Raw genomic sequence first — 25501 nt, forward strand, 5'->3', positions numbered from 1 at the left:
TGTTACAGGCGGATGACATAATCCTTGCGAGTCGTTTCAACGACTTCCCAGGTTCCCTTGAAGCCGGGTCTGAGGATCATGCTGTCGCCGGCTCTCAGGTGAATGGGCTCCCGCCCCTCCTCCGTTACGATCGAATGGCCGGACAGGATGTGGAAATATTCCCATTCGTCGTAAATGATCCGCCACTTTCCGGGCGTCGCTTCCCAGACGCCCGCATAGAGGCTGCCTCCCGCCTCTTCCAAGTTCCAGGTGCGAAACTCGGGGGTTCCGGAAATCAGCCGGTCGGGCGCCGGCGCTCCAACCTCTGCTTCGACGGAAGAGGGATCGAACTTCAAGAGATTGCTCATGGGACACCTATCTGGCAGGGGTCGAAAGGCCACATCGCGTTTCAGATCTTCGCGAGGGATTGCTCAAGGTCGGCGATGATATCGGCAACGTCCTCAATGCCAATGGAGAGGCGGATGACGTCAGGCCCGGCGCCGGCCGCGACCTGCTGCTCCGGCGTCAGTTGGCGATGCGTGGTCGATGCAGGATGGATAACGAGCGACCGCGTGTCACCGATATTGGCGAGGTGCGAGAACAGTTCGAGCCCCTCAACGAAGCGTTTTCCAGCATCGTAGCCGCCCTTGAGGCCGAAGGTAAAGACGGCGCCCGCCCCCTTCGGGGAATAGCGCTTCTGAAGCGCGTTGTTCGGATCATCGTCCAGACCGGTATAGCGGACCCAGGATACCTTGTCGTGTTCCCTCAGCGACTTCGCGACCGCCAACGCATTGTCGCAGTGGCGTTGCATCCTCAGCGGCAGCGTTTCGATGCCGGTCAGGATCATGAAGGCGTTGAAAGGCGAGATCGCCGGCCCGAAATCGCGCAGCCCGAGCACGCGCGCCGCGATCGCGAAGGCGAAGTTGCCGAAGACTTCGTGCAGCACCACCCCGGCATATTCCGGACGCGGCTCGGAAAGAAGGGGGTATTTGCCGGACTTCGACCAATCGAAAGTGCCGCCATCGACGATGATGCCGCCCATCGAATTGCCGTGGCCGCCGATGAACTTGGTGAGTGAATGAACGACGATGTCCGCGCCGTGCTCCAGCGGCCGCAGCAGATAGGGCGTCGCCATCGTGTTGTCGACGATCAACGGCAGACCGTGTCTCCGCGCCACCTCGGCGATTGCCGCGATATCGACGAAGGTGCCGCCGGGATTGGCGAGACTTTCTATGAAGATGCCCTTGGTTCGCTCATCGATTTTGTCATCGAAACTTGCGGGATCTACGCAATCCGCCCAGCGAACCTGCCAGTCGAACGATTTGAAGGCATGGCCGAACTGGTTGACGGAGCCGCCATAGAGTTGCTTCGCCGCAACGAAATTGTCTCCCGGCCCCATGATCGTGTGGAAGACCAGAAGCTGCGCCGCATGTCCCGAAGCGACCGCAAGTGCCGCCGTGCCGCCCTCGAGTGCGGCGACGCGCTCCTCCAGCACCGCCTGTGTCGGGTTCATGATCCGCGTGTAGATGTTGCCGAACTGCTGCAAGCCGAAGAGTGCGGCGGCGTGATCGGTGTCGTCGAAAACGAAGCTTGTCGTTTGATAGATCGGCGTCACGCGTGCGCCGGTCGTCGGATCGGGCTGGGCACCGGCGTGAATTGCAAGCGTGCTGAAACCGGGACCGGCCTTCGTCATTCGTTCCTCCCTGCGCCCACTCCAGTGCCGCGAGTCGTAATCAGACCCGCAAAGTCACTGAAGTACTTTGCATTGTTGCATGATTTGTCGGTAGAGCGTCTGCGATTAAGGCATCATCCAGCGGTCAGCCTATCAGGCGCGGATACTCGATCGCGGGGCAGCGGTCCATGACGACCTTGATCCCGGCGGTCTCGGCCTTGGCCGCAGCCTTGTCGTCCCGCACGGATAGTTGTCCCCATATCACCTTCGGCAAGGATGGGAGCTCGAGGATTTCGTCGACGAGCGCGGGCAGCGCATGGGCGGCGCGGAAGACGTCGACCATGTCGATAGGCTCCTTGATGTCCGCGAGCCTCGCCACGACTGGCTGGTCATGGATCGTCCTCCCGGCCTGACCCGGATTGACAGGAATAACGCGATATCCCTTGCGCAACAGAAAAGCCATCACGCGATGACTCGGCCGCTCGGCCTTTGGCGAAGCGCCGACCAGGGCGATCGTCTTCGTCGTGCGCAGAATGTCGGTGAGATAGTAGTCCGGGTAGGCATCATGATTCATGCTGGCATATCCAAGGATCACTTACACGTCTGGATACTTGGCCTCGCATGTCCACAAGTCAACCGAAGCGGGCAGGATCATTCGCCATTTCAACAACCGTCCGGAGATTTCCCGTTCGCCTGACCGAATCCGGTTGCTTTTCGCCCGGCACCGCTCCACAAACCCGGAGCGCTCCACATCGTCCCGCCGAGGTTCATTTTGCCGCTTGACGTTATCGTGCTTGTCCTCTTCGGGGCGCTTCTGCACGCAACCTGGAACGCACTCGTCAAGGCCGGTTCGGAAAAGTCGCTGGATGCGGCCATGGTTGCGCTCGGCGCGGCCACCGTGGCCGTGCCTTTCCTGCCGTTCCTGCCGCTCCCGAAATCCGAAGCGTGGCCCTTCGTCCTGGTTTCGGCAATCTTCCAGTTCGTCTATTTTCAGCTGGTGGCGGCATCCTATCGCGCCGGTGACATCGGCCTCGTCTATCCGCTGATGCGTGGCGTCGCACCGCTTATCGTCGCCTCAACGAGCAGCCTCGTTGTCGGTGAGGAACTGAGCCGCGGCGCCGTCGCCGGCATCATGACGATTTGCGCCGGTGTGCTCACGCTCGCCTTCGAAGCCCGCAAGGGCGGCAAGCATGCGATCCTGCTGGCGCTTGCCAATGCCTTCGTGATCGCGTGCTACACCTATGTCGACGGCGTCGGGGCGCGGCTCTCCGGGAACCCGATTTCCTACACGCTGTGGATGGCGCTGCTGCCACCCGTGCTTCTCTTCGCCTGGGCGTTCGTTCACCGCGGCGTCAAGCCCGTGCTGCGCCATGTCCATCAGCACTGGCGGCGCGGACTGATCGGTGGCGCCGGGTCGATTGGCGCCTACGGGCTCGCGCTTTGGGCGATGACCAAGGCGCCGGTCGCAACGGTCGCGGCGCTTCGCGAAACATCGATCCTCTTCGCGGTCGTGATCTCCGTTGTCTTCCTCAAGGAGCGGGTCAGCATCTGGCGCATCGCCGCCGCATCAGTCATCGCGCTCGGCGCATTGCTCCTCAAGCTTGCCTGACGGTCAGTCTTCTTTCCACTCCGGCATGCGCTTGCCGAGAAAGGCGCCGATACCTTCTTCCGCATCGCGGGCGAGCATGTTCTCGACCATCACGTCGACCGCGTAGTCATAGGCGTCCGCCAACGGCAGGTCTGCTTGCCGATAGAAGGCTTCCTTGCCGATTTTCAGTGCCTGCGGCGACTTCGAAGCGATGACGGCGGCGTATTTGTCCACCACCTGGCGCAGATACTGCTGCGGCACGATGCGATTGACGAGGCCGAAATCCTTGGCCGTGGAGGCGTCGATCGTCTCGCCGGTCAATAGCATCTCCATCGCCTGCTTGCGGTGAGCGGCGCGCGAGAGCGCAACCATCGGCGTCGAACAGAAGAGGCCGATGTTCACGCCCGGCGTGCAGAAGGTCGAACTGTCGGTGCAGATTGCCAGATCACAACTTGCCACCAACTGGCAGCCGGCGGCCGTCGCGAGACCATCGATCTCGGCGATCACCGCCTGAGGCAACCGGGTGATCTTCAGCATCAGGTCTGCGGCAAGCCGGATCGTGCGCTCAAAAAAGGCCTGGCCACGATCTTCGTCGGCGCGATGCAGGGTCATTTCCTTGAGATCGTGACCGGCGGAGAAGAGCTTGCCCGCAGCGGCTATCACGATCACCTTGATGTCCTTCGAGCCGGCGGCCGCATCAAACTCGGCCAGAAGCGCCTCCATCAAGGCAATCGAAAGGACATTCGCTGGCTGGTTGTTGAGCGTCAGCCGCAGGACCGGGCCGTTTACCTCGCGGAGCAGCAAGCCGTTCGGCTCTTCCTTCCTGAATGAAACGACGTCCGCCATGACCTTCTCCGAATGATTGCCGTTGGCGACGCGTGGTACGCCGCTAAAACCGCTCTTTCAAGCCCGCTGCCTGTTTCCTTAAATCGTTGCCATTTAAGGAAACAGGCAGCAGTTCAAAGTGCTACAGCGTCCTTTGCGCGTCTGACAAGACGCGCGGCGCTGTAAGACCATTTTCCAGCTTGCGCGATCGCCGCGGACATCCTGTAACGAGTGCAAGAAAAGAGGAGGAAAGCGATGAAGCTGCAGCCGATCATGACCGTCGACGAGTTGAACAGCTTCCTCGATACTGACTTTCCGCAGGTCCACACGGACGGCAAGGTCTTCGCCGTGACCGGCACCGGGCCGGGCTTTGCAACGATGCGGCTCGATCCGAACGAACGACATATTCGCCCTGGCGGCACCGTCTCGGGGCCGACGCTGTTCGCGCTCGCCGACGTATCCGCCTATATCGCGCTGATTGCGCATATCGGCCCGATAGCCCTTGCCGTCACCACCAGCCTCAACATCAACTTCCTGCGAAAGCCTGAGCCGGAGCCGCTCGAATGCACCTGCCGGATCCTGAAACTCGGGAAGCGACTCGCGGTTCTCGACGCTTCGATAAGACCTGTTGGTGCGGACGATCTCGTTGCTCATGCCACGGCGACATACTCGATTCCGTCGCGTTAATTTGTGGTATGTCCACACCACATTGCTAACTTACTGATTTTAAACATCATTCTTTTACGAAGCGCAAAAATCCGCCCTTGACGGCATTTTCGCACTTCCGTATAAGCTGCCGCAGATCGCGGTCCCTTTCGGGCCGCCTTCTTTTTTGACCCGCCTGCGGGTCAAACCAAGCAACAAGAAAAGCCCGGCGCTATGCTTCCGGGTCCAACGAAAGAGTTTAGATATGGCAACCTTCGTTCAGAAGCCTGCAGAGGTGGAGAAGAAGTGGATCGTCATCGACGCCGAAGGCCTCGTTGTCGGTCGCCTCGCTTCCATCATCGCAAACCGCCTTCGCGGCAAGCATAAAGCCACCTTCACGCCGCATGTTGACGATGGCGACAACGTCATCGTGATCAACGCCGAGAAGGCCGTCCTCACCGGCAAGAAGTACACCGACAAGAAGTACTACTGGCACACCGGCTACCCGGGCGGCATCAAGGAGCGCACCGCGCGCCAGATCATCGAAGGCCGCTTCCCGGAGCGCGTCATCGAGAAGGCTGTAGAGCGCATGGTTCCGCGGGGCCCGCTCGGCCGTCGCCAGATGAAGAACCTGCGTGTTTACGCCGGCTCCAATCACCCGCATGAAGCACAGCAGCCGACCGTCCTCGACGTCGCCAAGCTGAACAGCAAGAACACAAGGAGCGCCTGATAATGGCTGACCTTTCCGCTCTCAAGGATATCGCCACGACCGCGGAACCGGCTGCTCCGGTTCACGTCAAGAAGGTCGACACGCAGGGCCGTTCCTACGCGACCGGCAAGCGTAAGGACGCTGTCGCCCGTGTTTGGGTCAAGCCCGGCTCCGGCAAGATCACGATCAACGGCAAGCCCTATGCGGCTTACTTCGCTCGCCCGGTTCTGCAGATGATCCTGCAGCAGCCGATCGTCGCTGCTGCCCGTGACGGCCAGTTCGACATCGACGCGACCGTTGCCGGTGGCGGTCTCTCCGGCCAGGCCGGTGCCGTTCGTCACGGCATTGCCAAGGCTCTCACCTACTTCGAACCGGGCCTGCGCTCCGTTCTGAAGCGCGGTGGCTTCCTCACCCGCGACAGCCGCGTGGTCGAGCGCAAGAAGTACGGCCGTGCAAAGGCACGCCGTTCGTTCCAGTTCTCCAAGCGTTAATCGCTGGCAGTTACTGCACTTCCAAGGCCGGGCATGTCCCGGCCTTTTTTCGTTGATTTCCAAGAGTCAGATCGGCAGTTCCGTGGTCGACTTGAGCTCCCTCAGCACGAAGCTCGACACCACCGTCCGTACATGCGGATTGCGCATCAGGTAGCGCGTCATGAACGCGTCATAGCTTTCCACATCCGCCGCCCGGATCTTCAGCATATAGTCGAACGTGCCGGAGAGCGCGTAACATTCCATGATTTCCGGTCTGTCCCTGACCACAGCCGAAAACGATGCGATCGCCTCGTCATGATGGTCCTCGAGCGTCACATGGGCGATGATGCAGAGCTTCAGATCCAGCTTTGCCGGATCGAGCAGCGCCACGCGCTTGCGGATCACGCCATCGGCCTCGAGTTCCTGCAGCCGACGCCAGGCCGAGCTTTGCGACATGCCGGCCTTCTCCGCCAGCTCCGCGAGCGACTGGCCGCCGTCGGCCTGGATCAGGCGAAGCAATCGGCGCAACGGTTGGAACGATTCCTTCAAATCTGACGGCATTTCGAAATTTCCTCCCGCCAGGAAGCCGCTGACCGGCAACTGTGAAACAAATACTCAGCCCGTTGGGGATACAATTGCAACAGCAATCTGTTCTGACGAATGAGGAGACGTCATGACCAAACAAAGCACCTACACCGCGAAACTGCCGGAACCGGACGGCACCTATCTCTACACACCGGAGGAGGATGCGGTCTGGGGCGAACTCTATCTGCGGCAGATGAAGCTGCTTGCCGACAAGGCATGCGACGAATATCTCGAAGGCGTGCGGACCCTCGGCCTCAATCCGGACCATGTCCCGCAGCTCAAGGACGTCAACCGCAGGCTCGCCGAAACCACGGGCTTCGGCGTCGAGGGCGTGCCGGCGCTTATCCCGCCTTCGCGCTTCTACGAACTCCTTTCACAAGGCAAGTTCCCACTCGCGACCTTCATGCGCCGCCGGGAGCACATCGACTATATCGAGGAACCCGACCTCTTCCACGAGGTCTTCGGCCATTGCCCGCTGCTGACCAACCAGAGCTACGCCAACTTCGTCCGCCGCTTCGGCCAGAAGGCGGTCAAGCTCGGCAAGGACTATTCGTGGCATCTGTTCCGCTTCTTCTGGTTCACGGTCGAGTTCGGCCTTATCAACACACCGAAGGGCCGGCGCTGCTACGGCGCGGGGGTCGTTTCGTCAACGAGCGAGACGCGCCATGCCATGGAGACGATGGACTGCGAATTCCGCCCCTTCGATCTGATGAGCGTTCTGCGGACGCCCTACCGCATCGATATCGTCCAGCCGATCTACTATGTCATCGACAGCTTCGCCCAGCTCGAGACGATTATCGAGGAGGACATCCCTGCACGGATCAATGAAGCCAAGAGGCTTGGTGATTTTGCGCCGACCTTCGAGGCCAAGGCGTCCTAAGGTTGTCCCCTTGGAATGCACATGATTTTGCCGGCAAGCTCTTGCCTTGCCGGCATCGTTTGTCCAACGTCCCGTCAAACTGACGGGAGACGGGCATGGCAAACAAGACGATCGACCACGCGATCACGGCAAGATCACTGACTGCGGCGGCGTCCGATCCCACCCACGCCGGCATCCTTTCCTTCATGCGGCGGAAATACACCAAGCAATTGAAGGGCGTGGACACCGTCGTCTGGGGCATTCCCTTCGACGCAGCGACCTCCAACCGCCCCGGCGCCCGTTTCGGACCGCAGGCGATCCGCCGCGCCTCCGCCATCTTCGACAACGATCCGCAATATCCGTTCGAGCGCGATCTCTTTGCCGACATGGCGACGATCGACTATGGCGACTGCCTGCTCGACTACGGCAATCACACCAAGACGCCCGCGACGATCGAGCGTGAGGCGGCGAGGATCCTGAAATCCGGCGCCTATCTGCTGACGCTCGGTGGCGACCATTTCGTCACCTATCCCGTACTCAAGGCTCACGCCGCCTTGCATGGCCCCCTCGCCCTCGTTCAGTTCGACGCCCATCAGGATACCTGGCCGGACGAGAGGGGCCGCATCGACCATGGCTCCTTTGTCGGTCGCGCCGCACGCGAGGGGTTGATCGACGTTGAGCGTTCGATCCAGATCGGCATCAGGACGCACGCGCCCGAGGATTGCGGCATCCGGATCGTCTATGGCTACGAGGTCGAGGAGATGCGCGCCGAGGAGATCGCCGACACGATCGTCCGGCATGTCGGCAGCCCGCCCGCCTATCTGACCTTCGATATCGACTGCCTCGATCCAGCCTATGCGCCTGGCACCGGCACGCCCGTGGCCGGCGGACCGTCGAGCGCGAAAATCCTTTCGGTGCTGCGCAAGCTTGGTGCTCTCCACATCGCCGGGAGCGACGTCGTCGAGGTGGCGCCGGCTTACGACCATGCCGACATGACCGCCATTGCTGGCTCGACGATCGCCATGTATATGCTGGGCCTGCGGGCCGAATGGCTCGCGGAAAGGCGCGGCTAATTCGCAGCGACCGCTACAGCGCCGCGCGTCTTGTCAGACGCGCAAAGGACGCTGTAGCACTTTGAATTGCTGCATGTTTTTATCCTTAAATCGGATACGATTTAAGGAAACATGCAGTAAGAAATTGATTCGATTCTATGCCAGACTGATTCCGGAAATTTCCGTAACCGTCTGGAGGAACAGGTAAATCATGAAACCGAAGATCTTCATCGATGGCGAACACGGCACCACCGGGCTGCAGATCCGCACCCGCATGGCTGGTCGCACGGATGTCGAACTGCTGTCGATCCCGGAAGCGGAACGCCGCAACGCCGCGATGCGCGAAGACCTGCTCAACGATGCCGACATCGCCATACTCTGCTTGCCTGACGACGCGTCGCGCGAAGCCGTGTCGATGGTCGCCGGCAACAATCGCGTACGCATCATCGACACGTCGACCGCCCATCGCGTCGCACCCGACTGGGCCTATGGCTTCGCCGAAATGGACAAAGCGCAGGCCGAAAAGATCCGCGACGCTCGCCATGTCGCCAACCCCGGCTGCTATCCGACCGGCGCCATCGGCCTGATCCGGCCGCTGCGTCAGGCGGGCATCCTGCCGGATGGCTATCCGGTCACCGTCAATGCGGTTTCCGGTTATACCGGCGGCGGCAAGCAGATGATCGCGCAGATGGAGGACGAGAAGAACCCGGACCACATCAGCGCGCCGCATTTCCTCTACGGGCTGACGCTCAAGCACAAGCATGTCCCGGAAATGAAGATGCACGGCCTGCTCGAACGCGCTCCGATCTTCTCGCCGTCCGTCGGCAAATTCCCGCAGGGCATGATCGTGCAGGTGCCGCTGTATCTCGATGATCTCGCCGCCGGCGCGACGCTCGAAAGCATTCATGCCGCGCTCGTGGAGCACTATGCCGGCCAGTCGATCGTGGAGGTCGCTCCGCTTGCCGAAAGCGCGCAGCTCGCCCGCATCGACGCAACGGAACTCGCAGGCAAGGACACAATGAAGCTTTTCGTCTTCGGAACGAGTGGCGGAACCCATGTGAACCTCGTCGCCCTGCTCGACAACCTCGGCAAGGGCGCTTCGGGCGCGGCAGTCCAGAACATGGACCTGATGCTGTCAGCCTGAATAAAGCCGTCAAAAACCGTGCCCCCGACAGTCGCCTGCCGGGGGCTTTTTTATTGCCATTGCAAGTTTGGTCAGTCGCGGAGCTCGATCGCTGTCGATTTCGGATATTCGCCGACGAAGCCCCGCCAATGAGCGATGGCGAAACCGAGCACGACCAGTGCACCCGCCTGATGCAGAACACCCCAGCCGATCGGCACCTGCAGCACGAGCGTGGTGATGCCGATCGCGGCCTGGATAGTCACCAACGCGAAGAGAACCACCGAGCGGCGCGCATGCGTCGTTTCCGGAGCCGCCCGCAACGAAGCAAGCATGTGTGCTAGTGCCAGTGCGAACAGCAGGTAGGCGCCGGCACGATGGAAGAATTGCACGGTCTTCGGATTCTCGAAGAGATTGATCCAGGCCGGTTGCTGCACGAACAGCCCTCCCGGGATGATGGCGCCGTCCATCAGCGGCCAGGTGTTGTAAGTGAATCCTGCATCGAGACCGGCCACCAGCGCGCCGAGATAGATTTGGAACAGGCTCACGACCGCGAGGATCGCCGCCATCGATCGCGACCTTTTCGTCGGCGCGGCGTCGCTCGAATGCGGGCAAAGACCGCGCAGGATCCACATGCAGCCGGCAAAGATCAGGCAGGCGATGACGAGGTGCGTGGCAAGCCGGTACTGGCTGACCTCAGTGCGTTCGACGAGACCGGAGGAGACCATCCACCAGCCGATGAAGCCCTGGAATCCGCCGAGCGCCAGAATGCCGAGAAGCGGCCATCTAAGGCGTCGCTCGATCCGGCCCGTAACCCAGAAAAAGAAAAGCGGCAGGGCGAAGATGACGCCAATGGTACGCGCCAACAACCGATGCGCCCACTCCCACCAGAAGATCGTCTTGAACTCCTCGACCGTCATGCCCTTGTTGAGCTGCTCGTACTGCGGAATACGCTGATAGAGCCGGAACTCCTCTTTCCATTCCTCGGCGGAAAGCGGCGGTATGACTCCATGAACGGGCTTCCACTCCGTGATCGAAAGACCGGATTCGGTCAGCCGCGTCGCACCGCCAACGAGCACCAAGGCGAACAGAGCAAAAAGAACGGCTGCGAGCCAGCCGCGGATTTGCCGGCGGTTGCGCTCCGTCCTGCCGATCTCGCTCAGCAGCGTCTGTTCTGTTGCCAACTCGGCGTGGGCCATGGATTTTCCTCTTTTCTCACCGGGACACGGCCATGCCTGCGGCAAGCTTCCAGCCCAGCCAGCCCCGAAAGCCGTTGATTTGCACCAGAGTGCCGTGCAAAACAAGGCCGAAGCCTTTGCGGCATGCCGTCGCGGCTACTGCATGTTTCCTCAAATCGTACCGACTTGAGGAAACATGCAGCGATCCAAAGTGCTACAGCGTCCTTTGTGCGTCCGATAAGACGCGCGGCGCTGTAGTGAAGCACAAGCCATCCGAAAGAAATGAAATGCCCGTACGCCTCAGAAAACTGATCGGCACGATCCTTATCATCATCCTTGTCGTCGTTTACGCGCTGGCGGCCGTCACCTTCGCTTCGCTGCTGCTCGGCACATCGCCCTGGTGGGTGCATCTGCTCTATTTCTTCCTGACGGGCCTGCTGTGGATCCTCCCCGCGATGCTGATCATCAAGTGGATGGAAAAGCCCGCCAAGAACCGCTGATTGTCGAGGCATGAGATGGGGCATGAGATGAGGATCGCGGTTATTTCCGATATTCACGGCAATGACCTCGCGCTCGAGGCGGTGCTTGCCGATATCGCGGCGCAGGGGGTCAGCGAGATCGTCAATCTCGGCGATCATGTAAGCGGCCCGCTCAACGCCGCGCGAACCGTCGACATCCTGACCAGACACGACATGCCCGCGATCCGCGGCAACCACGATCGTTATCTTCTCACGCTCGATCCCGCGCGCATGGGGCCTTCCGACCGCGCGGCGTATGACGAGCTTGAACCGCATCACCTTGCGTGGCTTGCTTCCTTGCCTGAAACCCTGGTCTATCGAGACGCGCTTTTCCTTTGTCATGGCACGCCGCGCAGCGATGAGACCTACTGGCTGGAAACGCTGACGGCCGATGGCGTGGTTCACATGGCGGGGCGCGACATCATCGAGAGCTTCGCCGCGGATATTCGTTATCCCGTGATCCTCTGCGGCCATACGCACATTCCGCGGGCCGTGCGGCTCGCGGACGGCCGACTCGTCGTCAACCCCGGCAGCGTCGGCTGCCCCGGCTACGACGATGACGAACCCGTTCCCCACAAGGTCGAAACCGGGTCGCCGGACGCGCGCTATGCCATCGTCGAACGCACCGGCGGCGACTGGGATGTCACCTTCCGCTGTGTGCGTTATGATCATGTGGCCATGTCGCGCCTTGCCGCACGTCGCAACCGTCCCGAATGGGCAAGGGCTCTTGCGACCGGTTTCCTCGACTGACGCTATTGTGCGCGTTCCAGCGCGTGGAGGTCCGCGCCGGTGATTGCAGCAATGTTTCGCGTCACCTTGTCGACCGGCCAATCCCACCAGGCAATCGCCTGCAATCTGTCGACGGTTTCCGCGGGGAATCGCATTTTGACGATGCGCGCAGGATTTCCCGCCACGATCGAATAGGGCGGTACCTCTTTCGAAACCACCGACTTTGTAGCTACGATGGCGCCGTTCCCGATCCTGGTCCCTGGCAGGATCGTCGCATGCATACCAATCCAGACATCATTGCCGACAACCGTGTCGCCGCGATAGCCACTGGCATAGGCAGATTGGTCAAAACCGTCGCGCCAACTGCCGGGAAAGATGCTGAAGGGAAAGGTCGAGAAACCGCCGAGGGCGTGATTGGCTCCGTTCATGATGAACTTCACGCCGGTGGCGAGTGCGCAATATCAGCCGATCACCAAACGGTCGCCGATGAAATCATAGTGGTATAGGACGCACTTTTCCTCGAAGTGCTCGGGTCCCTCTGGATCGTCGTAGTAGCTGAAATCGCCAGCATCGATGAGAGATGAACGCACGATGTTCTTGAGAAAGCCAATGCGTGGAAATTCGGCGACAGGAAATTTGTCACCGGGATTCGGCGTGGATAGCGTGACCGGCATGAGTTGCTCCTTGAAAGAAAGGCTCGTCAAGCGTGTGGGTTTTCGGCGGTCCGGCCGCACGGCACTCCGCTCATGTCCGGACCTTCTTCAGTGGCGCATCTACCCCTCCATCGATCGGCGCAAAACTAGCGCAGCCGCCGAGGCTTGCCAACCGCTCGCGGAATACGAGCTCACCGCTGTGCGCTTCATGCTTTGCTAACCGCAATCTGCTGTTGCCCGCGAAATAGCCGTCCCTTCGCTCGAAATTAAGCTGATTGAAGCGACATCTGAGTTTCAATGGAGACACGACCTCGCTTCCTAACGGTAGATGAAATGACGAATGCCTGCTTCACCTTGTCGGCGTTGGACGAGCCGCAGCCGAACGATCGCGCCTCGACCCACCGTTCAGAAGCACAAGGCGCCGAAAAGATAACAATCTCCATCCACACCGACATCGCCGTGCTCGAAGCGGAATGGCGCGCTCTCGACGAGAACGGTCAGAACTCGCTGCACCAGAGCTTCGACTGGTGCGCCGCGTGGCGGAAAACACACAAGGGCCAGACGCTCTTCGTTCGCGCCGTGCGCGGCCAGCAAACGCTCTTTATCCTGCCGTTCGAAATCGACAGAAGACGCTTCTTCCGCACGGCGCGGCTGATCGGCTCCGATCATAGCAATCTCAATACCGGCCTGTTTGCCGACGAGGACGCAACTCCGCCTATGGAGGTCATGAGCGTGCTGACCTGCGGAATCAAACGCCAGCTGCGCGGGTTGGCGGACATCGTCACCCTCGACAAGACGCCAGCGACGTGGCGCGGGAAGGTTCATCCGCTTGCCGCGCTACCCGCCTTGCAGAATGCCAACGCCTCGTTTCAATTGCCGCTCCTCGGGAACATCGAACGCACGCTGGCACAGCTCAACGCAAAGCGGCGACGCAGGAAGATGCGGATCTCGGAGCGGCGTCTCGCCGCGCTTGGCGGCTATGACTACGTGGTCGCCCGTGAGACATCGGAAGCGCACGCGCTTCTGGAAACCTTCTTCCAGCAGAAGGCGGCACGCTTCGAGGCGCACGGCCTGCCGGACGTGTTTCAGGACGCCGAAACACGCGCCTTCTTCCATCAGCTCGTAGAGCGTGGTCAAACAGTGGACGGTCGATTGCTGGAGCTCAACGCGATTCGCCTCAAGGGCGAGCATGAAGACCGGATCCTTGCGATCGCCGGCCTTTCGCGCAAGGGCGATCACGTCATTTGCCAGTTCGGCTCGATTGACGAAGGAATCGCCGCCGACAGCAGTCCGGGAGAGTTGTTGTTTTACAGGATTATCGAGCGGCTGTGTTCCGACGGCGTGGCGCTCTTCGATTTCGGGATCGGCGATCAGCCCTACAAACGCTCTTGGTGCACAATCGAAACCCCGTTGCGGGACATCGTCTTGCCCGTGACGCTCCGCGGACACCTGGCCGCCCGTATCCATCTCGGAGCGATGCTGGCCAAGCGGCTGATAAAGGCCAACAAAGCATCCTACGCATTCGTCCAGCGGCTGCGCCAGCGGCGTCAACAGCGCTGAAGCCGGCGGACCAGCTTTGAGCCTCCGAAACGGTGCGCGTGCGCCTCAGGCTGCGTGGCGATCCGGGAAGTCGGGGTCGCTTTGGCGCTGTCCGGTCATCAGCACGATGTTGCGGTATCCGGCCTCGCCGAAGTCTGTGAGCAGCTCCACAATCCGCTCATCGTTGACGGATGAAGCCGACAGTATGATCTCCGTTCCCTCTCGCCGGGCAATTCTGGATACGCCGCTGGCGTCAGCCGGACCACACTCGATCAGGACCAGATCATAGGCATTGGTGAGCGCATCGATGATCATCTGCAGGCGCTCGATACCGCGCATTGCTGTCCGCGGGTCGGAACTTCCCCGGGGAATGATGTGCGCTTCCGAGAAGCGGTCCGCGTGTATCGATTCGGCGAAGGCGACTTCGCCGGACAGCAGGTTTGTTATCCCCGGCAGCGTCAACGACTGTGCCATCAGTCGCGTCGGGCAAGCAGAGCCGGAAAGATCGATGAGAACGACCTTCTGCCTGTCCTCGGCCAGCAGCCGCGCCAGCATGACAGTCGCCGTCGATCCTTCGTCGCCGCCCGGCGATACGGAAACGGCGATCCGGACGTTCTGGTCGAGAAGGTGGGCGGCAACGAACTCGATCGAGAAGTCGCTTTCCGCCGGTTTCGTTTCCTCCGCGGGTTCAAGGTCCGGTTCCGCCGCGCCGGTGTCCGCGAGCGCAAGCATCGAGTCCGCGGGCTCCGGCGGCGCCAAGACGGCCGGCAATTGTTCGGAAGCGTCCGGTTCCGCGACGGAAACGGGTCTGAGCGCCCGTCCGCTGAAGAGTTCGCCGAGCATGATGACGACGCAGCTGATCAGGAAGGCGGCGAGCGCCGCGACTACCGTGATCGGCATCACCTTCGGGAAGTCTGGGGTGCTTGGAACGACGGCATTCGAAATCACGCGCGCATCTGCCGGCATTGCGTTCGCAACCGTGCGCGATGTCGCTTCCCTGTAGCGGGCGAGATAGGTTTCGAGAAGCTGCCGCTGCGCGGTTGCCTCGCGCTCCAGTGCACGCAAGCCGACCTCTTCCTCTCCCGCCTGCGCGGATTGCGCCTTGAGCGTATTGAGGCGCTGCAACAGCTGCTCTTCGCGCAACTGCCCGACCTTCGCTTCGTTCTCCAAGCTGACGAGAACCTTGCGGGTCTCGGAGCGGATTTGCTCTCTGATGCTTTCAAGCTGGGATTTCAATGCCTTGAGCCGCGGGTGACCGTCGAGCAATGACGTCGACAGGTCCGCAATCTGCGCCCCGACGTTGGCTGCGTTTTCCTTCAAGCGCTGGATCATCTGCGAGCCGGCGACGTCGGCCAGTGTGTCCGGCGCACGGCCGTCGGCGAGTGCAGTCCGCACACCTTTCGCGCGTGCTTCGGCATTGGCCCGCTCTCCCCGCACGCGGGCGAGCTCGCTTGAAATATCGGTGAGTTCACGTGTGGCGAAGTTTTCCGTCTGGCCGGTCGGCAGCAAGCCAGACGAGGCCCGGTAGGCCGCAACCTTCGCCTCGGCCTCGCGCACCTTCTCGCGAAGGTTGGCGATTTCTGGTTCCAGCCACCGGCTCGCCTCCGAATTCGAGTCGAGTTTCGCGCCGCTCTGCAGGGACAAGTAGACTTTTGCCATCTCATCGGGGATGGCAGCCGCAAGCTTGGGGTCTTTCGAGGTGAAGGCGATGGCGATCACGCGTGACTTTTCGACCTGATAGACCTGTAGCTTGGACTCGAACTCCTTCAACACGCGCTCTTCGGGCGGCAAGTCGAGAGGGTTCTTCTTGACGCCGAGCATCACCAGGAGATCGGAAAGCGCCGAGGGTTCGGCCGAAGGATCGAACTCCCTGCGTTCATGCAGCTTCATGTTGCGCGCGACCTGTCTGATCAGATCGGCCGAACGCAGCACTTGCACCTGGCTTGAAATACCCGATTCATCGAAAACCCGGTCGGATCCCGTCGGGGCACCCTGGTTCGGTCCGCTGAACTCCGGTTCACGCGACTCGATCAGCAGTCGTGCTTCACTCTGATACTGTGGAGCGATCATCGTCGCGGTTGCGAATGCCGCGCCCGCGACACACGCCGTGGCGAGCAAAACCCGGGCTCGCTGCGCCCAAATGGCGCGAAAGAGGCCGCCGAGATCTATATCCACATCCTGCTGCCCGCCGCCGATGCTCGACATGCCTCAACTCCGAAGGTTCTTCAGTCGGCCGGAAGGTAAAGGAACATGGTAACGCAAGGGTTAACTTCCAGCACAACCCTAAGGCGGCACACCTCGTCGACGCCAAATCAAAATTCCCAGGGCGAGTTTACCGGCTATTAACCCTAACGGATCGATAACGTCGCCAGAGGTGATCGTTTCCGGAGCCCGAGACCCGCATGTCGACCGCAGGCAAAAAGACAGCACGCGCTATCGCATTGGCGATATTGTCGGCAGTGGTCGGCGGCTGCACGAGCTACCAGCCGGCTCCCAAAGCCTTCAGCGAGGCCACGATCCAGCCCTACAGGCTGGACAGCGGCGACCGCCTTCGCATCAACGTGTTCGAGCAGGCCGGCCTCAGCGGCACCTATACCGTCGATCAGGCCGGTTACGTCGCCTTCCCGCTGATCGGCTCCATACCATCGCGAGGCCATACGCTACCGGAACTGGAAGGCATGATCGCCGCAAAGCTGCGCGAGGGCTTTCTCCGGGATCCGGACGTCACGATCGAGGTGGACCGCTATCGCTCGGTGTTCATCATGGGCGAAGTGGGCCAGGCGGGCCAATACAGCTACGTTCCTGGCATGACGGTCCAGAATGCGATCGCGGTGGCCGGCGGCTTCTCGCCGCGTGCAAACCAGTCGAACGCCGACATCACCCGCAAGATCAACGGCCGCATCATTACCGGCCGCGTGCCGATTTCCGACCCGGTCATGGCCGGCGACACGATCTATGTGCGCGAACGGCTGTTCTGATATCCATGCAGAGCGAACGTCCCCTGCGCATCCTTCATTGCTTCAGGTCGCCGGTCGGCGGCATATTCCGGCACGTGCGCGACCTTGCCGAAGCCCACGCTAATGCCGGACACGAGGTTGGAATTCTGTGCGACAGCACGACCGGCGGCGCCCACGAGGACGCCCTGTTCGATGCGATCCGCCCCTTTCTGGCGCTCGGCATCGTTCGCCTGCCCATTCACCGCGCCATCGGACCGTCCGACATTGTCGCACTTTGGCGCAGCTACAATGAAATCAGAAGTTTGCAACCGGATGTGCTGCACGGGCACGGCGCCAAAGGCGGCGTCCTTGCGCGCATCATCGGTTCAGCCTTGCGGGTCAACAAGTATCGCGTAGCCCGCCTTTATTCGCCCCATGGTGGCAGCCTCCATTACGATTCGAGATCGTTGAAAGGTCGAGCGATTTTTCGTGTCGAGCGGCTGCAGGAGCGCCTCACGGACGCTCTCGTCTTCGTCTGCGATTACGAACGCCAAACCTATTTCACGAAGGTCGGCCGCCCACCCGGTCGCAACGAACTAATTTATAACGGCATCGACGACCGCGAATTCGATCCCGTCACGGTTGCGCAAGATGCAGTGGACTTTCTGTATATCGGCATGATGCGGGACCTCAAGGGTCCCGACTTGTTTGTGGAGAGCTTTGCGGCCGCCGAGCGGATCGCAGGACGCCCCCTCACCGCCCTGATGATCGGCGACGGGCCGCAACAGCAGCAATACGCAGAGATGAAGCTGCGCAAGGGGCTTGGGCGGCGCATCAAGATGCTTCCGGCCATGAAGGTGAGAGAAGCCTTCGCACTTGCGCGCACGGTCGTCATCCCGTCGCGGGCGGAATCGATGCCCTACATAGTGCTCGAGGCGCTTGCCGCCAGCAAACCCGTCATCGCAACACGGGTCGGCGGGATTCCGGAGGTTTTCGGAGCCGACAGCGGCGCTCTTGCTGAACCCAACGTCGATTCAATCGCTGCGATCATGGCCGCCACGATCGTCGAGCACGACTGGCCCGAAAGAATGATGCCGGATCCCAAGGCGTTCAAATCGCGCTTCGCCGCGTCGGTCATGACGAAGAACGTGATGCGGCTGTATCACGATCTGGCAGGCGAAGCGGCCGATGCGCAACGACAGTTGCTTACAACGTAAGCGTTTCTTAGTGGCTTTCTGCTATCCGGGCGCTGGGACTTCAGCGCCAGGAAGAGACCATGAACCACTACGAAAGGCCCGAGGCATTCGATCCGGAAGCGCTTCGCAAGAAGATCTCCGAAATTCGGACGGCCGCTCCCGAAGAGACGATCGGGGAGAAAGGCGCCGCGGAGCTCAATCCGCTGGCTCGACAGATCGCGCTTCAGTTTCGCGCCGACACCTATTCGCCCGCGATGATCACTGGTCTCATCCGGTTGCTCGACTTCTGCGTTCTCTTCGCCATCGGCTATGGCATCAACGCCTACTATGTCCAACCGGCCGTCGAACAACTGCCCGTCTATCTTGCGATTCTCGCCGGCGGTTCGGCACTCGCCGTCGCAGCCATTCAGATCGCCGATGGTTATCAAGTTCCCGCGCTCAGGGCCTGGCTGCGAATGACGCCGCGCGTTCTGGGCGCCTGGGCGATCGCCTTCGGCGCCATTGCCCTTGCGCTTTTCTTTCTGAAGTCCGGGCATCAATATTCCCGCGTCTGGATCGCGGGATGGTTCATCGGCGGCGCGTTCTTCCTTGTCGCTCAACGCGCCTTCATCGCCTATTCGATCCGCCATTGGTCGCGCAACGGGACGATGGAACGTCGTGCCGTCATCGTCGGCGGTGGTCAGCCAGCCAAGGATCTGATCCGCACGATCGAACATCAGCCGGACAACGATATCCGCATCTGCGGCATCTTCGACGATCGCGATGAGCGGCGATCGCCGAACATGATCGCCGGCTATCCGAAATTGGGGACAGTCAACGAACTCGTCGAATTCGCCCGGCTTGCGAGAATCGACATGCTGATCATCTCGCTGCCGCTGACTGCAGAAAGGCGCATTCTCGAACTGTTGAGGAAGCTCTGGATCCTTCCGGTCGACATTCGACTTGCGGCGCACGCCAACAACCTGCGCTTCCGACCGCGCAGCTATTCCCATGTCGGACAGGTTCCGATGCTCGACATCTTCGACAAGCCGATCGCCGATTGGGATTCCGTGGCGAAGCGCTGTTTCGACATTTTTTTCAGCGTTGTCGCGCTTCTTCTCCTGTGGCCGGTGATGCTTGCCGCGGCTGTCGCCGTCAAGGTCACGTCTCCAGGGCCGATCATCTTCAAGCAGGCCCGACACGGCTTCAACAACGAGACGATCGAAGTTTACAAGTTCCGCTCCATGTATGCGCATATGAGCGATCCGACCGCTCGCAGTGCCGTCACCAAGGGAGACCCGCGGGTAACTCCCGTTGGCCGCTTCCTGCGTAAGTCGTCGATCGATGAGTTGCCGCAGATCTTCAACGTGTTGAAGGGCGAACTCTCGCTGGTCGGCCCGCGGCCCCACGCCGTTCTGGCGCAAACCCGGAACCGAACCTATTCCGATGTCGTCGAAGGCTATTTTGCCCGCCATCGCGTCAAGCCGGGGGTGACCGGCTGGGCACAAATCAACGGTTGGCGCGGCGAGATCGACAATGACGAAAAGATCCGCTTCCGCACCGCTTTCGACCTCTACTACATCGAAAACTGGTCCCTGCTCCTGGATCTGAAGATCCTTGTCCTGACGCCGTTCCGGTTGCTCAACACGGACAACGCCTATTGATCTCCACGAGCGCATCCCTGCCAATCGTCCTTCGCCCCCAGCTTGCCGCGATTTCGCTGCTTGGTTCCGGCTTGGTGACAATCGCCGTTTTTCTGTCTGGCTTCGTCATCGCTGAGCCGGCGCCTTACGAGCTCTTCATGGCGTGCCTCATCGGCCTGTGGGCGCTCTTCGGCCTGAAGATTTCCCGCTACGTGGCGCCGTTGCTGTCGCTCCTCGTGCTGTTTATGGTTGGCGGCATCCTGTCGCTGACCACGATGTCGGACCTTGCCACCGGGCCGATGTACATGGCCGTCTCCGGCTTCCTGGCGGTCTCGGCTGTCTTCTTCGCGGCGATCATCGAAGATCGGCATCAAAGACTGCGGCTGATCTTCAATGCCTGGGTTGCTGCCGCGGTCATCACGGCGCTCCTCGGCATTCTCGGCTATTTCGGCGCAATACCGGGCGGCTCCAATTTCACGCTCTACGACCGCGCGAAGGGAGCGTTCCAGGACCCGAACGTCTTCGGACCGTTTCTCACCGCGCCGGCGCTTTATCTCATTCACGGCCTGTTCACCCAGCCGATCCGGCGGGCTCCGCCGAAGATCATCGCGCTTCTCATCCTGACGCTCGGCGTTTTCCTCTCGTTCTCGCGAGCGGCATGGGCACTCAATCTCTTTTGCGTCGTCGCCTTTGTCTTCGTCATGCTGCTGAAGGAGCGGAGCGGCCTTTTCCGCCTGCGCATTCTGGTGCTGGCGCTCAGCGGCGCGCTCTTCATCGTCGCCGCACTTGCGGTCGCCCTGCAGTCGGAGCAGGTCGCGACGCTCTTCTCGAGCCGTTCCCAGCTTGTTCAGGAGTATGATGGCGGGCATCTTGGGCGGTTCGACCGGCACCGGATCGGCTTTCTCATGTCGATGGAAAAACCGCTCGGCATCGGCCCGCTGGTCTTCAGTACCATTTTCCCGGAGGACGAACACAATATCTGGCTGAAGTGCCTGACGTCCTATGGCTGGATCGGCTTGATCGCCTACGTGACGCTGATCGCATGGACGCTTTCGCTGGGCTTCCGCTTCCTTCTGCTCGACCGGCCATGGCAGCCGTACCTGATGATTGCGTGGGTCACGCTGATCGGCCATGCTGGTGTCGGCAACGTCATCGACACAGACCATTGGCGTCATTTCTACATGCTGCTTGGCATCGTCTGGGGATGTGCCGCGCTCGAATATCGCTTTCAAAGGCGCGCCCGCGCCGGAAGGCACGCATGACCATCGACACGCCCGTAACCGACGGATCGGCGGCCCGTCCGCTGCGCCTGCTCGAAGTGCTGGAGCCGAGCGGAGGCGGGTCCGGCCGGCACTTTCTCGATATTTGCCGCGGCATGCAGGCACGCGGCCATCATGTCGAGGCGATCTATTCACCGGTGCGAGCTGAAGACGGCTTCGTCCGGGAGCTCAAGGCAATCGACTTGCCCGCCGTCCACGCGGTCGACATGGAGCGTGCGCCCGGACCGTCCGACCTGCCGGCCTTTCGCGCCATTCGGCGCATCAGCCGAACCACGGGACCATTCGACATCGTGCACGGCCACAGTTCCAAGGCTGGCGCCCTTACGCGTCTGCGGCTGCCCGGGCGCCATGCGCCGCGCGTCTATACCCCACATGCCTTCCGGACCATGGACCCGGCGCTTGATCGTGGCGGACGATTGATCTACGGCGCCATCGAGTGGGCCTTGGCGTGGTTTTTCACCGATCAGCTCATCGCGGTTTCCGATGACGAACGGGCGCATGCATTGTCGCTTGGCATCCCGGAGGAGCGGATATCCGTGATCGTCAACGGGGTTCTGCCCCCCTCGCCCGACATGGCGAAGACGGTTCGCGCGAGCTTCGGGATTCCCGCAGACGCCTTTGTCTTCGGCTTCATTGGCCGTCTTTCCAGCCAGAAGGCGCCGGCGCGGCTCATAGACGCCTTCATGGGCGCGGCATCATTGGTCAAGAACAGCTATCTCGTGATGGTCGGTGCCGGCGAACTGGAGGACGAGCTTCGCCGCGCGATCGCGGCAAGCGGGCTGCAAAGCCGCATTCACCTGACCTCTGCCTTCACCGGTCCTCAGGCAGTGGCTGCCTTTGATCTCGTCGTCATGCCGAGCCGCTATGAGGCGATGTCCTATGTCATGCTGGAGGCCGCGGCCGCGGGCAGACCGATCATCATCTGCGATGTCGGCGGCGCCAAAACCGTCATCGACAACGGCCAGAACGGCTTCATCATTCCCAACAGCGATGATGTTTCGCAGCTCACGAAAACGATGGTCGCGGCTGCAAACCCGGAAAGCTATGCGGCGCTCCTCAAGGCGGCCGAGCTCCGCAAGGATCGTTTCACGCTCGATGTGATGATTGACCGGACGGAAGCGCTCTACCGACGTCTGGCCACGCGCCAGCGCCCTTGAACGACTAGAGCCCTTCAGGGTTAAATGGAAGCAGTTCTGCCGGAGCAGGTTTTCGTCAGGGCAGAGGCGATTGGCGAAGGCGCGTACCCGGATGTACGTCCGAGCCGATCGCCTCTGAGCCTGGCGGAAAGATGCCCGGCCCTTCGGGTTGGCTGAAACGGGCCGCCTGATCGGCCGGCCGGCTTGGACGTATGCTTTGGCTACGCCGCGCGCCGGCCGGTCGACCATCCGACTCCGTTTGAGCCAACAGAACTGTTTCCATTTAACCCTGAAGGGCTCTAGCTGTCGCCAAGACACACCGTCACGGTGCAGCGGTGTAGGGGCGGGATTGAGGGGTGTTATTCACGAGAAGCGTCGGATGCAGGACCGAGCCCCGGCATCCGGGAGGCCAGGCATCCGACGGTGTTTGGGCTATTCTTCCGCCTGTCGCTCTTCCTGCTGCTGTTTCTGCTGCAGAAGGATCTCTTCCGCCGGCGTCGACTGTTCGGCCTTGGTGACGCTCGCCGTGGTTATCTCCTTGTCTACAGAAGCAGTGGTCTTGGAATGCCCGACGCACTCAGCGGAAGCCACCGTTGTCGATAAAGCGAAGGCGGCTGCAAATACGAGGATGGTCTTCATAAGGCTTCTCCTGGTTGTTGCAGGCGCAGTTTATCCGCCGCCGCGGCCCCGACAAAATCACAAAACCGTTCTCTGGTTCGATCGTGATCGGGGTCGTAGAAATGCGTTCCGCAGTGCCCGGCGAGAAGCAGAGTAAGCACCCATGCGCCAGCCGGTACCGCAAGCGTGCCCGTCGCGCGACGCGGCTTTTTCTCACAGACTTGGGAAGTTTTGCTTGTGCTTACGGAGTATGCCGTCAGGACGCCGTGAACGGTGATCGCGAAGGGCGTTTGCCAAGTGATTAAATGGTCGGAGCGACTGGACTCGAACCAGCGACCCCTTGACCCCCAGTCAAGTGCGCTACCGGGCTGCGCTACGCTCCGAACCGAGAAAACCCCTATAGTCTCAACGCTAGGAGCGCAAGCCCGAAATTTGATCTGCATGTTGAAAAGAGAATAAACCGCGTGGAAATGGGGAGACTGCCGCCGGCCTTAGAATCCGGTGCGTTAAGACAACATTTACCACGACGGACACCGCCTCAATTCTCCCGGCATTTTGCCCCGTTCTGCGCGCATTCAACCCACCAAAATGCGAGATGGATAAAGCAGGCCTCGCATTTTCGGCGCTTATTCTCGTGCTCATCGCTCTCGTTATGAGCATCCTGACGGTCGATCGAACAGTGGTGGAGATGGCGCCGAACAGGCCGGCACTGGTGATCACCAACCAAGTTCATCCGTGAATGAAGCGACGGTTCGCACTGGAACAACACGGTTTCCGGCAGAGCCGCCGACCGTCCCCAGCGAACCTGGCAAGCCTGCATGCGCTTTGTCCCGCTATCGCGACTACGGTCGAAGAACTTTCAGAAGATTGAGTAGCAACCGGATTTCGGCCGGCGCAAGTGCCAGAACTTCATGCAACATACGCCGTCAGCCTCGCCGATACGAGGCGATGAAGTTTGCCGATGGGCACGACAGCGCTGACGCGAGAGACGCGCGGTACACGACCAAACCGCGGGAACAAAAGCTTAACCGAGCCGTTCGACCTCTACCGATGCAGTGTCATCGAACAAACTTGGGCGAAACTCCGGAAAGGGAAAGAAAACCAAAAAGGTGAAGATTCCAGATGTCCCGTAAAATAGACGCAGATAAGCTTCAGAAACTGACGCTCCTGCTTGGTCAAACAGTCGCCGCCTTGCGTGTGAATGAAATCATGATGTGCCGCCTTCTCGAATGGGCCGCTTCACAGAGCGATGACCCGCGAGGCTTTGTCCGGGAGACGATAGAGAATACAAGAAGGGACCTGCAGAAGGCGGGCCAGGCGGACGGCGGGATGCTGACGGTGTTAGCAGCCCATGAGGCGCTGGAATATCTCGACGAGCTCTCAGCGACGATGCACGTCGCGCCTACCGCGAAGCCTCCGGCCAGAGGTTTCGCATTCCTTGAACATATCCATTTCCCGGCGTTCGTCTTCACCCCGGACCAACATTCGAACGGCACTTCCAAGCCGCGCGGACCAAAAATAGGCTAGCACCCGGGACTCGCCAGCCATACGGCGACCTCGGTGTCACCGCACCTGATCGAGCAGCCGCTTGCATTCCAGAAGATCGTAAAGCGCTTCCTGCAAAAGCGCCCGGTCCTCCTTGCTTACGGAAGCCTTGCCGATCGATATCTCGGCGTCGTCGCCACCGCCGCCGAAGGAGAAAAACCGCCGGCCTGCCGGCGCCTTCGCGCGGCCAACGATCTGGTCTTCGTCGGCGACGCCGACTTTTGGCGGTTGCGGCTCCTCGTTGCTGGACGCTGCAAGTGCTTCGACAGTTGCGAGATCGCCGCTTGCGATCGCCGCGACAAACTTGTTGCCGTTGGCTTTCAGGAGCTTTTGCACGCCCCTGATCGTGTAGCCATGATCATAAAGGAGATGACGAATGCCCTTGAGGAGATCGACGTCCTCCGGGCGATAGTACCGTCGACCGCCGCCGCGCTTCATCGGCTTGATCTGCTGGAATCGGGTCTCCCAGAAACGCAGGACATGTTGAGGCAGATCGAGCTCGTCAGCGACCTCGCTGATTGTGCGGAAGGCGTCCGGGCTTTTGTCCATATCATCCCCGTTTACAGATCATGCGGCATGTAAGCACCGCAATGGACGGAACACCGCGCGATGATCGCACGAGTCGCGCCCATTTCAATGGGTTATGGACGGGTTTTCAACCACATTTGTGGTTTGAAGCAAGGGGTCAGGGCGCCGGAGAGGCCGGCTTCTGCTTGGCCTTGCGACTCAAATGCGCCTTCAGCACGCGCTGCTTCAGTACGTTCGACGCCTTGAAGGTCATCACCCGGCGCGGCGAAATCGGAACTTCCTCGCCGGTTTTCGGATTGCGCCCGATGCGCTCGTTCTTGTCGCGCACCTGGAAGGTCGCGAAGGAAGACAGCTTCACGCTCTCGCCACGCACGATTGCGTTGCATATTTCATCAATGACCGTTTCCACGAGTTCGGCCGACTCTGTACGAGATAGGCCTACCTTGCGAAAAACCGACTCAGCCAAATCCGCCCGTGTTACTGTTTTTCCGCTCATCTTCCCCCACCGATGTCTGGCAT

27 protein-coding genes, 1 tRNA gene and 1 pseudogene are annotated in these 25501 nt (G+C 60.8%); 17 read left to right on the forward strand and 12 right to left on the reverse strand.

What is annotated here, in order from left to right; all coding sequences use genetic code 11:
• Positions 1-2: 2 nt before the first annotated feature.
• From PZN02_RS19365 to PZN02_RS19375, 3 genes are all read right to left on the reverse strand, one after another.
• Positions 3-347, reverse strand: a complete 345-nt coding sequence (locus PZN02_RS19365) for a cupin domain-containing protein (RefSeq protein ID WP_280659509.1) — start codon at positions 345-347, stop codon at positions 3-5.
• Between the two features lie 41 nt (positions 348-388).
• A complete protein-coding gene (locus PZN02_RS19370) occupies positions 389-1672 on the reverse strand; it encodes an O-acetylhomoserine aminocarboxypropyltransferase (RefSeq protein WP_280659510.1) in 1284 nt (427 codons plus the stop codon).
• 124 nt (positions 1673-1796) lie between these two features.
• Positions 1797-2225, reverse strand: coding sequence for a CoA-binding protein (locus PZN02_RS19375; RefSeq protein WP_280659511.1), 429 nt, complete (start codon positions 2223-2225; stop codon positions 1797-1799).
• Between the two features lie 198 nt (positions 2226-2423).
• Here PZN02_RS19375 and PZN02_RS19380 point away from each other — a divergent pair, with 198 nt between their 5' ends.
• The gene (locus PZN02_RS19380) at positions 2424-3260 is read left to right on the forward strand and encodes an EamA family transporter (protein WP_280659512.1); all 837 of its coding nucleotides are present in this window, start codon (positions 2424-2426) and stop codon (positions 3258-3260) included.
• Positions 3261-3263: 3 nt separating this feature from the next.
• Here PZN02_RS19380 and PZN02_RS19385 read toward each other — a convergent pair whose 3' ends face one another.
• Positions 3264-4085 (reverse strand): enoyl-CoA hydratase, encoded by an 822-nt coding sequence (locus tag PZN02_RS19385; protein WP_280659513.1) that lies wholly within the window; start codon positions 4083-4085, stop codon positions 3264-3266.
• Positions 4086-4319: 234 nt separating this feature from the next.
• Here PZN02_RS19385 and PZN02_RS19390 point away from each other — a divergent pair, with 234 nt between their 5' ends.
• From PZN02_RS19390 to rpsI, 3 genes are all read left to right on the forward strand, one after another.
• A complete protein-coding gene (locus tag PZN02_RS19390) occupies positions 4320-4751 on the forward strand; it encodes a PaaI family thioesterase (protein WP_280659514.1) in 432 nt (143 codons plus the stop codon).
• Positions 4752-4974: 223 nt separating this feature from the next.
• Entirely contained in the window at positions 4975-5439 is a 465-nt protein-coding gene (gene rplM / locus PZN02_RS19395; protein WP_280659515.1) for a 50S ribosomal protein L13, read from the forward strand.
• Positions 5440-5441: 2 nt separating this feature from the next.
• Positions 5442-5909 (forward strand): 30S ribosomal protein S9, encoded by a 468-nt coding sequence (gene rpsI / locus PZN02_RS19400; protein ID WP_280659516.1) that lies wholly within the window; start codon positions 5442-5444, stop codon positions 5907-5909.
• A gap of 66 nt (positions 5910-5975) precedes the next feature.
• Here the strand turns inward: rpsI and PZN02_RS19405 are convergent, their stop codons facing one another.
• Positions 5976-6449, reverse strand: a complete 474-nt coding sequence (locus tag PZN02_RS19405; protein WP_136504254.1) for an Lrp/AsnC family transcriptional regulator — start codon at positions 6447-6449, stop codon at positions 5976-5978.
• Between the two features lie 112 nt (positions 6450-6561).
• Here PZN02_RS19405 and PZN02_RS19410 point away from each other — a divergent pair, with 112 nt between their 5' ends.
• The 3 genes from PZN02_RS19410 (at position 6562) to argC (ending at position 9528) form a co-directional block, all read left to right on the forward strand.
• The gene (locus PZN02_RS19410) at positions 6562-7353 is read left to right on the forward strand and encodes a phenylalanine 4-monooxygenase (protein WP_280659517.1); all 792 of its coding nucleotides are present in this window, start codon (positions 6562-6564) and stop codon (positions 7351-7353) included.
• Positions 7354-7448: 95 nt separating this feature from the next.
• Positions 7449-8405, forward strand: a complete 957-nt coding sequence (speB, locus tag PZN02_RS19415; protein WP_280659518.1) for an agmatinase — start codon at positions 7449-7451, stop codon at positions 8403-8405.
• Positions 8406-8595: 190 nt separating this feature from the next.
• Positions 8596-9528 carry an N-acetyl-gamma-glutamyl-phosphate reductase gene (gene argC / locus PZN02_RS19420; RefSeq protein WP_280659519.1) on the forward strand — a complete coding sequence of 311 codons (933 nt, stop codon included), beginning with the start codon at positions 8596-8598 and terminating at the stop codon, positions 9526-9528.
• A gap of 71 nt (positions 9529-9599) precedes the next feature.
• Here argC and PZN02_RS19425 read toward each other — a convergent pair whose 3' ends face one another.
• The gene (locus PZN02_RS19425) at positions 9600-10703 is read right to left on the reverse strand and encodes a COX15/CtaA family protein (RefSeq protein ID WP_280659520.1); all 1104 of its coding nucleotides are present in this window, start codon (positions 10701-10703) and stop codon (positions 9600-9602) included.
• A gap of 266 nt (positions 10704-10969) precedes the next feature.
• Here PZN02_RS19425 and PZN02_RS19430 point away from each other — a divergent pair, with 266 nt between their 5' ends.
• Both PZN02_RS19430 and PZN02_RS19435 read left to right on the forward strand, forming a co-directional pair.
• Positions 10970-11182: a DUF2842 domain-containing protein gene (locus tag PZN02_RS19430; RefSeq protein ID WP_136504249.1), complete on the forward strand. Its 213-nt coding sequence runs from the start codon at positions 10970-10972 to the stop codon at positions 11180-11182.
• Positions 11183-11209: 27 nt separating this feature from the next.
• Entirely contained in the window at positions 11210-11950 is a 741-nt protein-coding gene (locus tag PZN02_RS19435; protein WP_280659521.1) for a metallophosphoesterase family protein, read from the forward strand.
• A 2-nt stretch (positions 11951-11952) separates the two neighbouring features.
• Here the strand turns inward: PZN02_RS19435 and PZN02_RS19440 are convergent.
• Positions 11953-12603 (reverse strand): annotated as a pseudogene (locus PZN02_RS19440) (CatB-related O-acetyltransferase).
• 312 nt (positions 12604-12915) lie between these two features.
• On the opposite strand from PZN02_RS19440, the gene PZN02_RS19445 reads away from it, so the two are divergent.
• Positions 12916-14142: a GNAT family N-acetyltransferase gene (locus tag PZN02_RS19445; protein WP_280659522.1), complete on the forward strand. Its 1227-nt coding sequence runs from the start codon at positions 12916-12918 to the stop codon at positions 14140-14142.
• A gap of 45 nt (positions 14143-14187) precedes the next feature.
• Here PZN02_RS19445 and PZN02_RS19450 read toward each other — a convergent pair whose 3' ends face one another.
• A complete protein-coding gene (locus tag PZN02_RS19450; RefSeq protein ID WP_280659523.1) occupies positions 14188-16326 on the reverse strand; it encodes a GumC family protein in 2139 nt (712 codons plus the stop codon).
• A 197-nt stretch (positions 16327-16523) separates the two neighbouring features.
• Here PZN02_RS19450 and PZN02_RS19455 point away from each other — a divergent pair, with 197 nt between their 5' ends.
• The 5 genes from PZN02_RS19455 to PZN02_RS19475 are packed head-to-tail and all read left to right on the forward strand — an operon-like array spanning position 16524 to position 22312.
• On the forward strand, positions 16524-17099 hold the full coding sequence (locus PZN02_RS19455; RefSeq protein WP_280659524.1) for a polysaccharide biosynthesis/export family protein: 576 nt from the start codon (positions 16524-16526) through the stop codon (positions 17097-17099).
• Between the two features lie 5 nt (positions 17100-17104).
• Positions 17105-18274, forward strand: coding sequence for a glycosyltransferase family 4 protein (locus PZN02_RS19460; protein WP_280659525.1), 1170 nt, complete (start codon positions 17105-17107; stop codon positions 18272-18274).
• Positions 18275-18333: 59 nt separating this feature from the next.
• Positions 18334-19896 carry an undecaprenyl-phosphate glucose phosphotransferase gene (locus PZN02_RS19465; protein WP_280659526.1) on the forward strand — a complete coding sequence of 521 codons (1563 nt, stop codon included), beginning with the start codon at positions 18334-18336 and terminating at the stop codon, positions 19894-19896.
• Entirely contained in the window at positions 19893-21137 is a 1245-nt protein-coding gene (locus tag PZN02_RS19470; protein ID WP_280659527.1) for an O-antigen ligase family protein, read from the forward strand. Before PZN02_RS19465 ends, PZN02_RS19470 begins: the two co-directional genes overlap by 4 nt.
• Positions 21134-22312: a glycosyltransferase family 4 protein gene (locus PZN02_RS19475; protein ID WP_280659528.1), complete on the forward strand. Its 1179-nt coding sequence runs from the start codon at positions 21134-21136 to the stop codon at positions 22310-22312. Before PZN02_RS19470 ends, PZN02_RS19475 begins: the two co-directional genes overlap by 4 nt.
• A 411-nt stretch (positions 22313-22723) precedes the next feature.
• Here the strand turns inward: PZN02_RS19475 and PZN02_RS19480 are convergent, their stop codons facing one another.
• Both PZN02_RS19480 and PZN02_RS19485 read right to left on the reverse strand, forming a co-directional pair.
• Positions 22724-22930 (reverse strand): hypothetical protein, encoded by a 207-nt coding sequence (locus PZN02_RS19480; protein WP_153436907.1) that lies wholly within the window; start codon positions 22928-22930, stop codon positions 22724-22726.
• A 285-nt stretch (positions 22931-23215) separates the two neighbouring features.
• Positions 23216-23292, reverse strand: a tRNA-Pro gene (locus tag PZN02_RS19485).
• A gap of 212 nt (positions 23293-23504) precedes the next feature.
• On the opposite strand from PZN02_RS19485, the gene PZN02_RS19490 reads away from it, so the two are divergent.
• Positions 23505-23648 carry a hypothetical protein gene (locus PZN02_RS19490; RefSeq protein WP_280659529.1) on the forward strand — a complete coding sequence of 48 codons (144 nt, stop codon included), beginning with the start codon at positions 23505-23507 and terminating at the stop codon, positions 23646-23648.
• 383 nt (positions 23649-24031) lie between these two features.
• Positions 24032-24436 (forward strand): hypothetical protein, encoded by a 405-nt coding sequence (locus PZN02_RS19495; RefSeq protein ID WP_280659530.1) that lies wholly within the window; start codon positions 24032-24034, stop codon positions 24434-24436.
• Positions 24437-24472: 36 nt separating this feature from the next.
• Here the strand turns inward: PZN02_RS19495 and PZN02_RS19500 are convergent, their stop codons facing one another.
• Together PZN02_RS19500 and PZN02_RS19505 are read right to left on the reverse strand one after the other, a co-directional pair.
• Complete coding sequence (locus PZN02_RS19500) at positions 24473-25003, reverse strand: MerR family transcriptional regulator (protein WP_280659531.1); 531 nt, start codon at positions 25001-25003, stop codon at positions 24473-24475.
• Between the two features lie 136 nt (positions 25004-25139).
• Complete coding sequence (locus PZN02_RS19505) at positions 25140-25478, reverse strand: integration host factor subunit alpha (RefSeq protein WP_280659532.1); 339 nt, start codon at positions 25476-25478, stop codon at positions 25140-25142.
• Positions 25479-25501: the final 23 nt, after the last annotated feature.

Origin of the sequence: Sinorhizobium garamanticum, from assembly GCF_029892065.1 — a bacterium.
Classification (GTDB): domain Bacteria; phylum Pseudomonadota; class Alphaproteobacteria; order Rhizobiales; family Rhizobiaceae; genus Sinorhizobium; species Sinorhizobium garamanticum.

Bases quoted from the DNA above. Each gene is read 5' to 3' on its own strand.
- PZN02_RS19375 (WP_280659511.1), bottom strand. From the start codon at position 2,225: ATGAATCATGATGCCTACCCGGACTACTATCTCACCGACATTCTGCGC.
- PZN02_RS19435 (WP_280659521.1), top strand. From the start codon at position 11,210: ATGAGGATCGCGGTTATTTCCGATATTCACGGCAATGACCTCGCGCTC.
- PZN02_RS19480 (WP_153436907.1), bottom strand. From the start codon at position 22,930: ATGAAGACCATCCTCGTATTTGCAGCCGCCTTCGCTTTATCGACAACG.
- PZN02_RS19495 (WP_280659530.1), top strand. From the start codon at position 24,032: ATGTCCCGTAAAATAGACGCAGATAAGCTTCAGAAACTGACGCTCCTG.
- PZN02_RS19445 (WP_280659522.1), top strand. From the start codon at position 12,916: ATGACGAATGCCTGCTTCACCTTGTCGGCGTTGGACGAGCCGCAGCCG.
- PZN02_RS19365 (WP_280659509.1), bottom strand. From the start codon at position 347: ATGAGCAATCTCTTGAAGTTCGATCCCTCTTCCGTCGAAGCAGAGGTT.
- PZN02_RS19455 (WP_280659524.1), top strand. From the start codon at position 16,524: ATGTCGACCGCAGGCAAAAAGACAGCACGCGCTATCGCATTGGCGATA.
- PZN02_RS19505 (WP_280659532.1), bottom strand. From the start codon at position 25,478: ATGAGCGGAAAAACAGTAACACGGGCGGATTTGGCTGAGTCGGTTTTT.
- PZN02_RS19450 (WP_280659523.1), bottom strand. From the start codon at position 16,326: ATGTCGAGCATCGGCGGCGGGCAGCAGGATGTGGATATAGATCTCGGC.
- PZN02_RS19390 (WP_280659514.1), top strand. From the start codon at position 4,320: ATGAAGCTGCAGCCGATCATGACCGTCGACGAGTTGAACAGCTTCCTC.
- PZN02_RS19500 (WP_280659531.1), bottom strand. From the start codon at position 25,003: ATGGACAAAAGCCCGGACGCCTTCCGCACAATCAGCGAGGTCGCTGAC.
- PZN02_RS19405 (WP_136504254.1), bottom strand. From the start codon at position 6,449: ATGCCGTCAGATTTGAAGGAATCGTTCCAACCGTTGCGCCGATTGCTT.
- argC (WP_280659519.1), top strand. From the start codon at position 8,596: ATGAAACCGAAGATCTTCATCGATGGCGAACACGGCACCACCGGGCTG.
- rplM (WP_280659515.1), top strand. From the start codon at position 4,975: ATGGCAACCTTCGTTCAGAAGCCTGCAGAGGTGGAGAAGAAGTGGATC.
- PZN02_RS19490 (WP_280659529.1), top strand. From the start codon at position 23,505: ATGGATAAAGCAGGCCTCGCATTTTCGGCGCTTATTCTCGTGCTCATC.
- PZN02_RS19475 (WP_280659528.1), top strand. From the start codon at position 21,134: ATGACCATCGACACGCCCGTAACCGACGGATCGGCGGCCCGTCCGCTG.
- PZN02_RS19465 (WP_280659526.1), top strand. From the start codon at position 18,334: ATGAACCACTACGAAAGGCCCGAGGCATTCGATCCGGAAGCGCTTCGC.
- PZN02_RS19430 (WP_136504249.1), top strand. From the start codon at position 10,970: ATGCCCGTACGCCTCAGAAAACTGATCGGCACGATCCTTATCATCATC.
- speB (WP_280659518.1), top strand. From the start codon at position 7,449: ATGGCAAACAAGACGATCGACCACGCGATCACGGCAAGATCACTGACT.
- PZN02_RS19385 (WP_280659513.1), bottom strand. From the start codon at position 4,085: ATGGCGGACGTCGTTTCATTCAGGAAGGAAGAGCCGAACGGCTTGCTG.
- PZN02_RS19410 (WP_280659517.1), top strand. From the start codon at position 6,562: ATGACCAAACAAAGCACCTACACCGCGAAACTGCCGGAACCGGACGGC.
- rpsI (WP_280659516.1), top strand. From the start codon at position 5,442: ATGGCTGACCTTTCCGCTCTCAAGGATATCGCCACGACCGCGGAACCG.
- PZN02_RS19425 (WP_280659520.1), bottom strand. From the start codon at position 10,703: ATGGCCCACGCCGAGTTGGCAACAGAACAGACGCTGCTGAGCGAGATC.
- PZN02_RS19370 (WP_280659510.1), bottom strand. From the start codon at position 1,672: ATGACGAAGGCCGGTCCCGGTTTCAGCACGCTTGCAATTCACGCCGGT.
- PZN02_RS19460 (WP_280659525.1), top strand. From the start codon at position 17,105: ATGCAGAGCGAACGTCCCCTGCGCATCCTTCATTGCTTCAGGTCGCCG.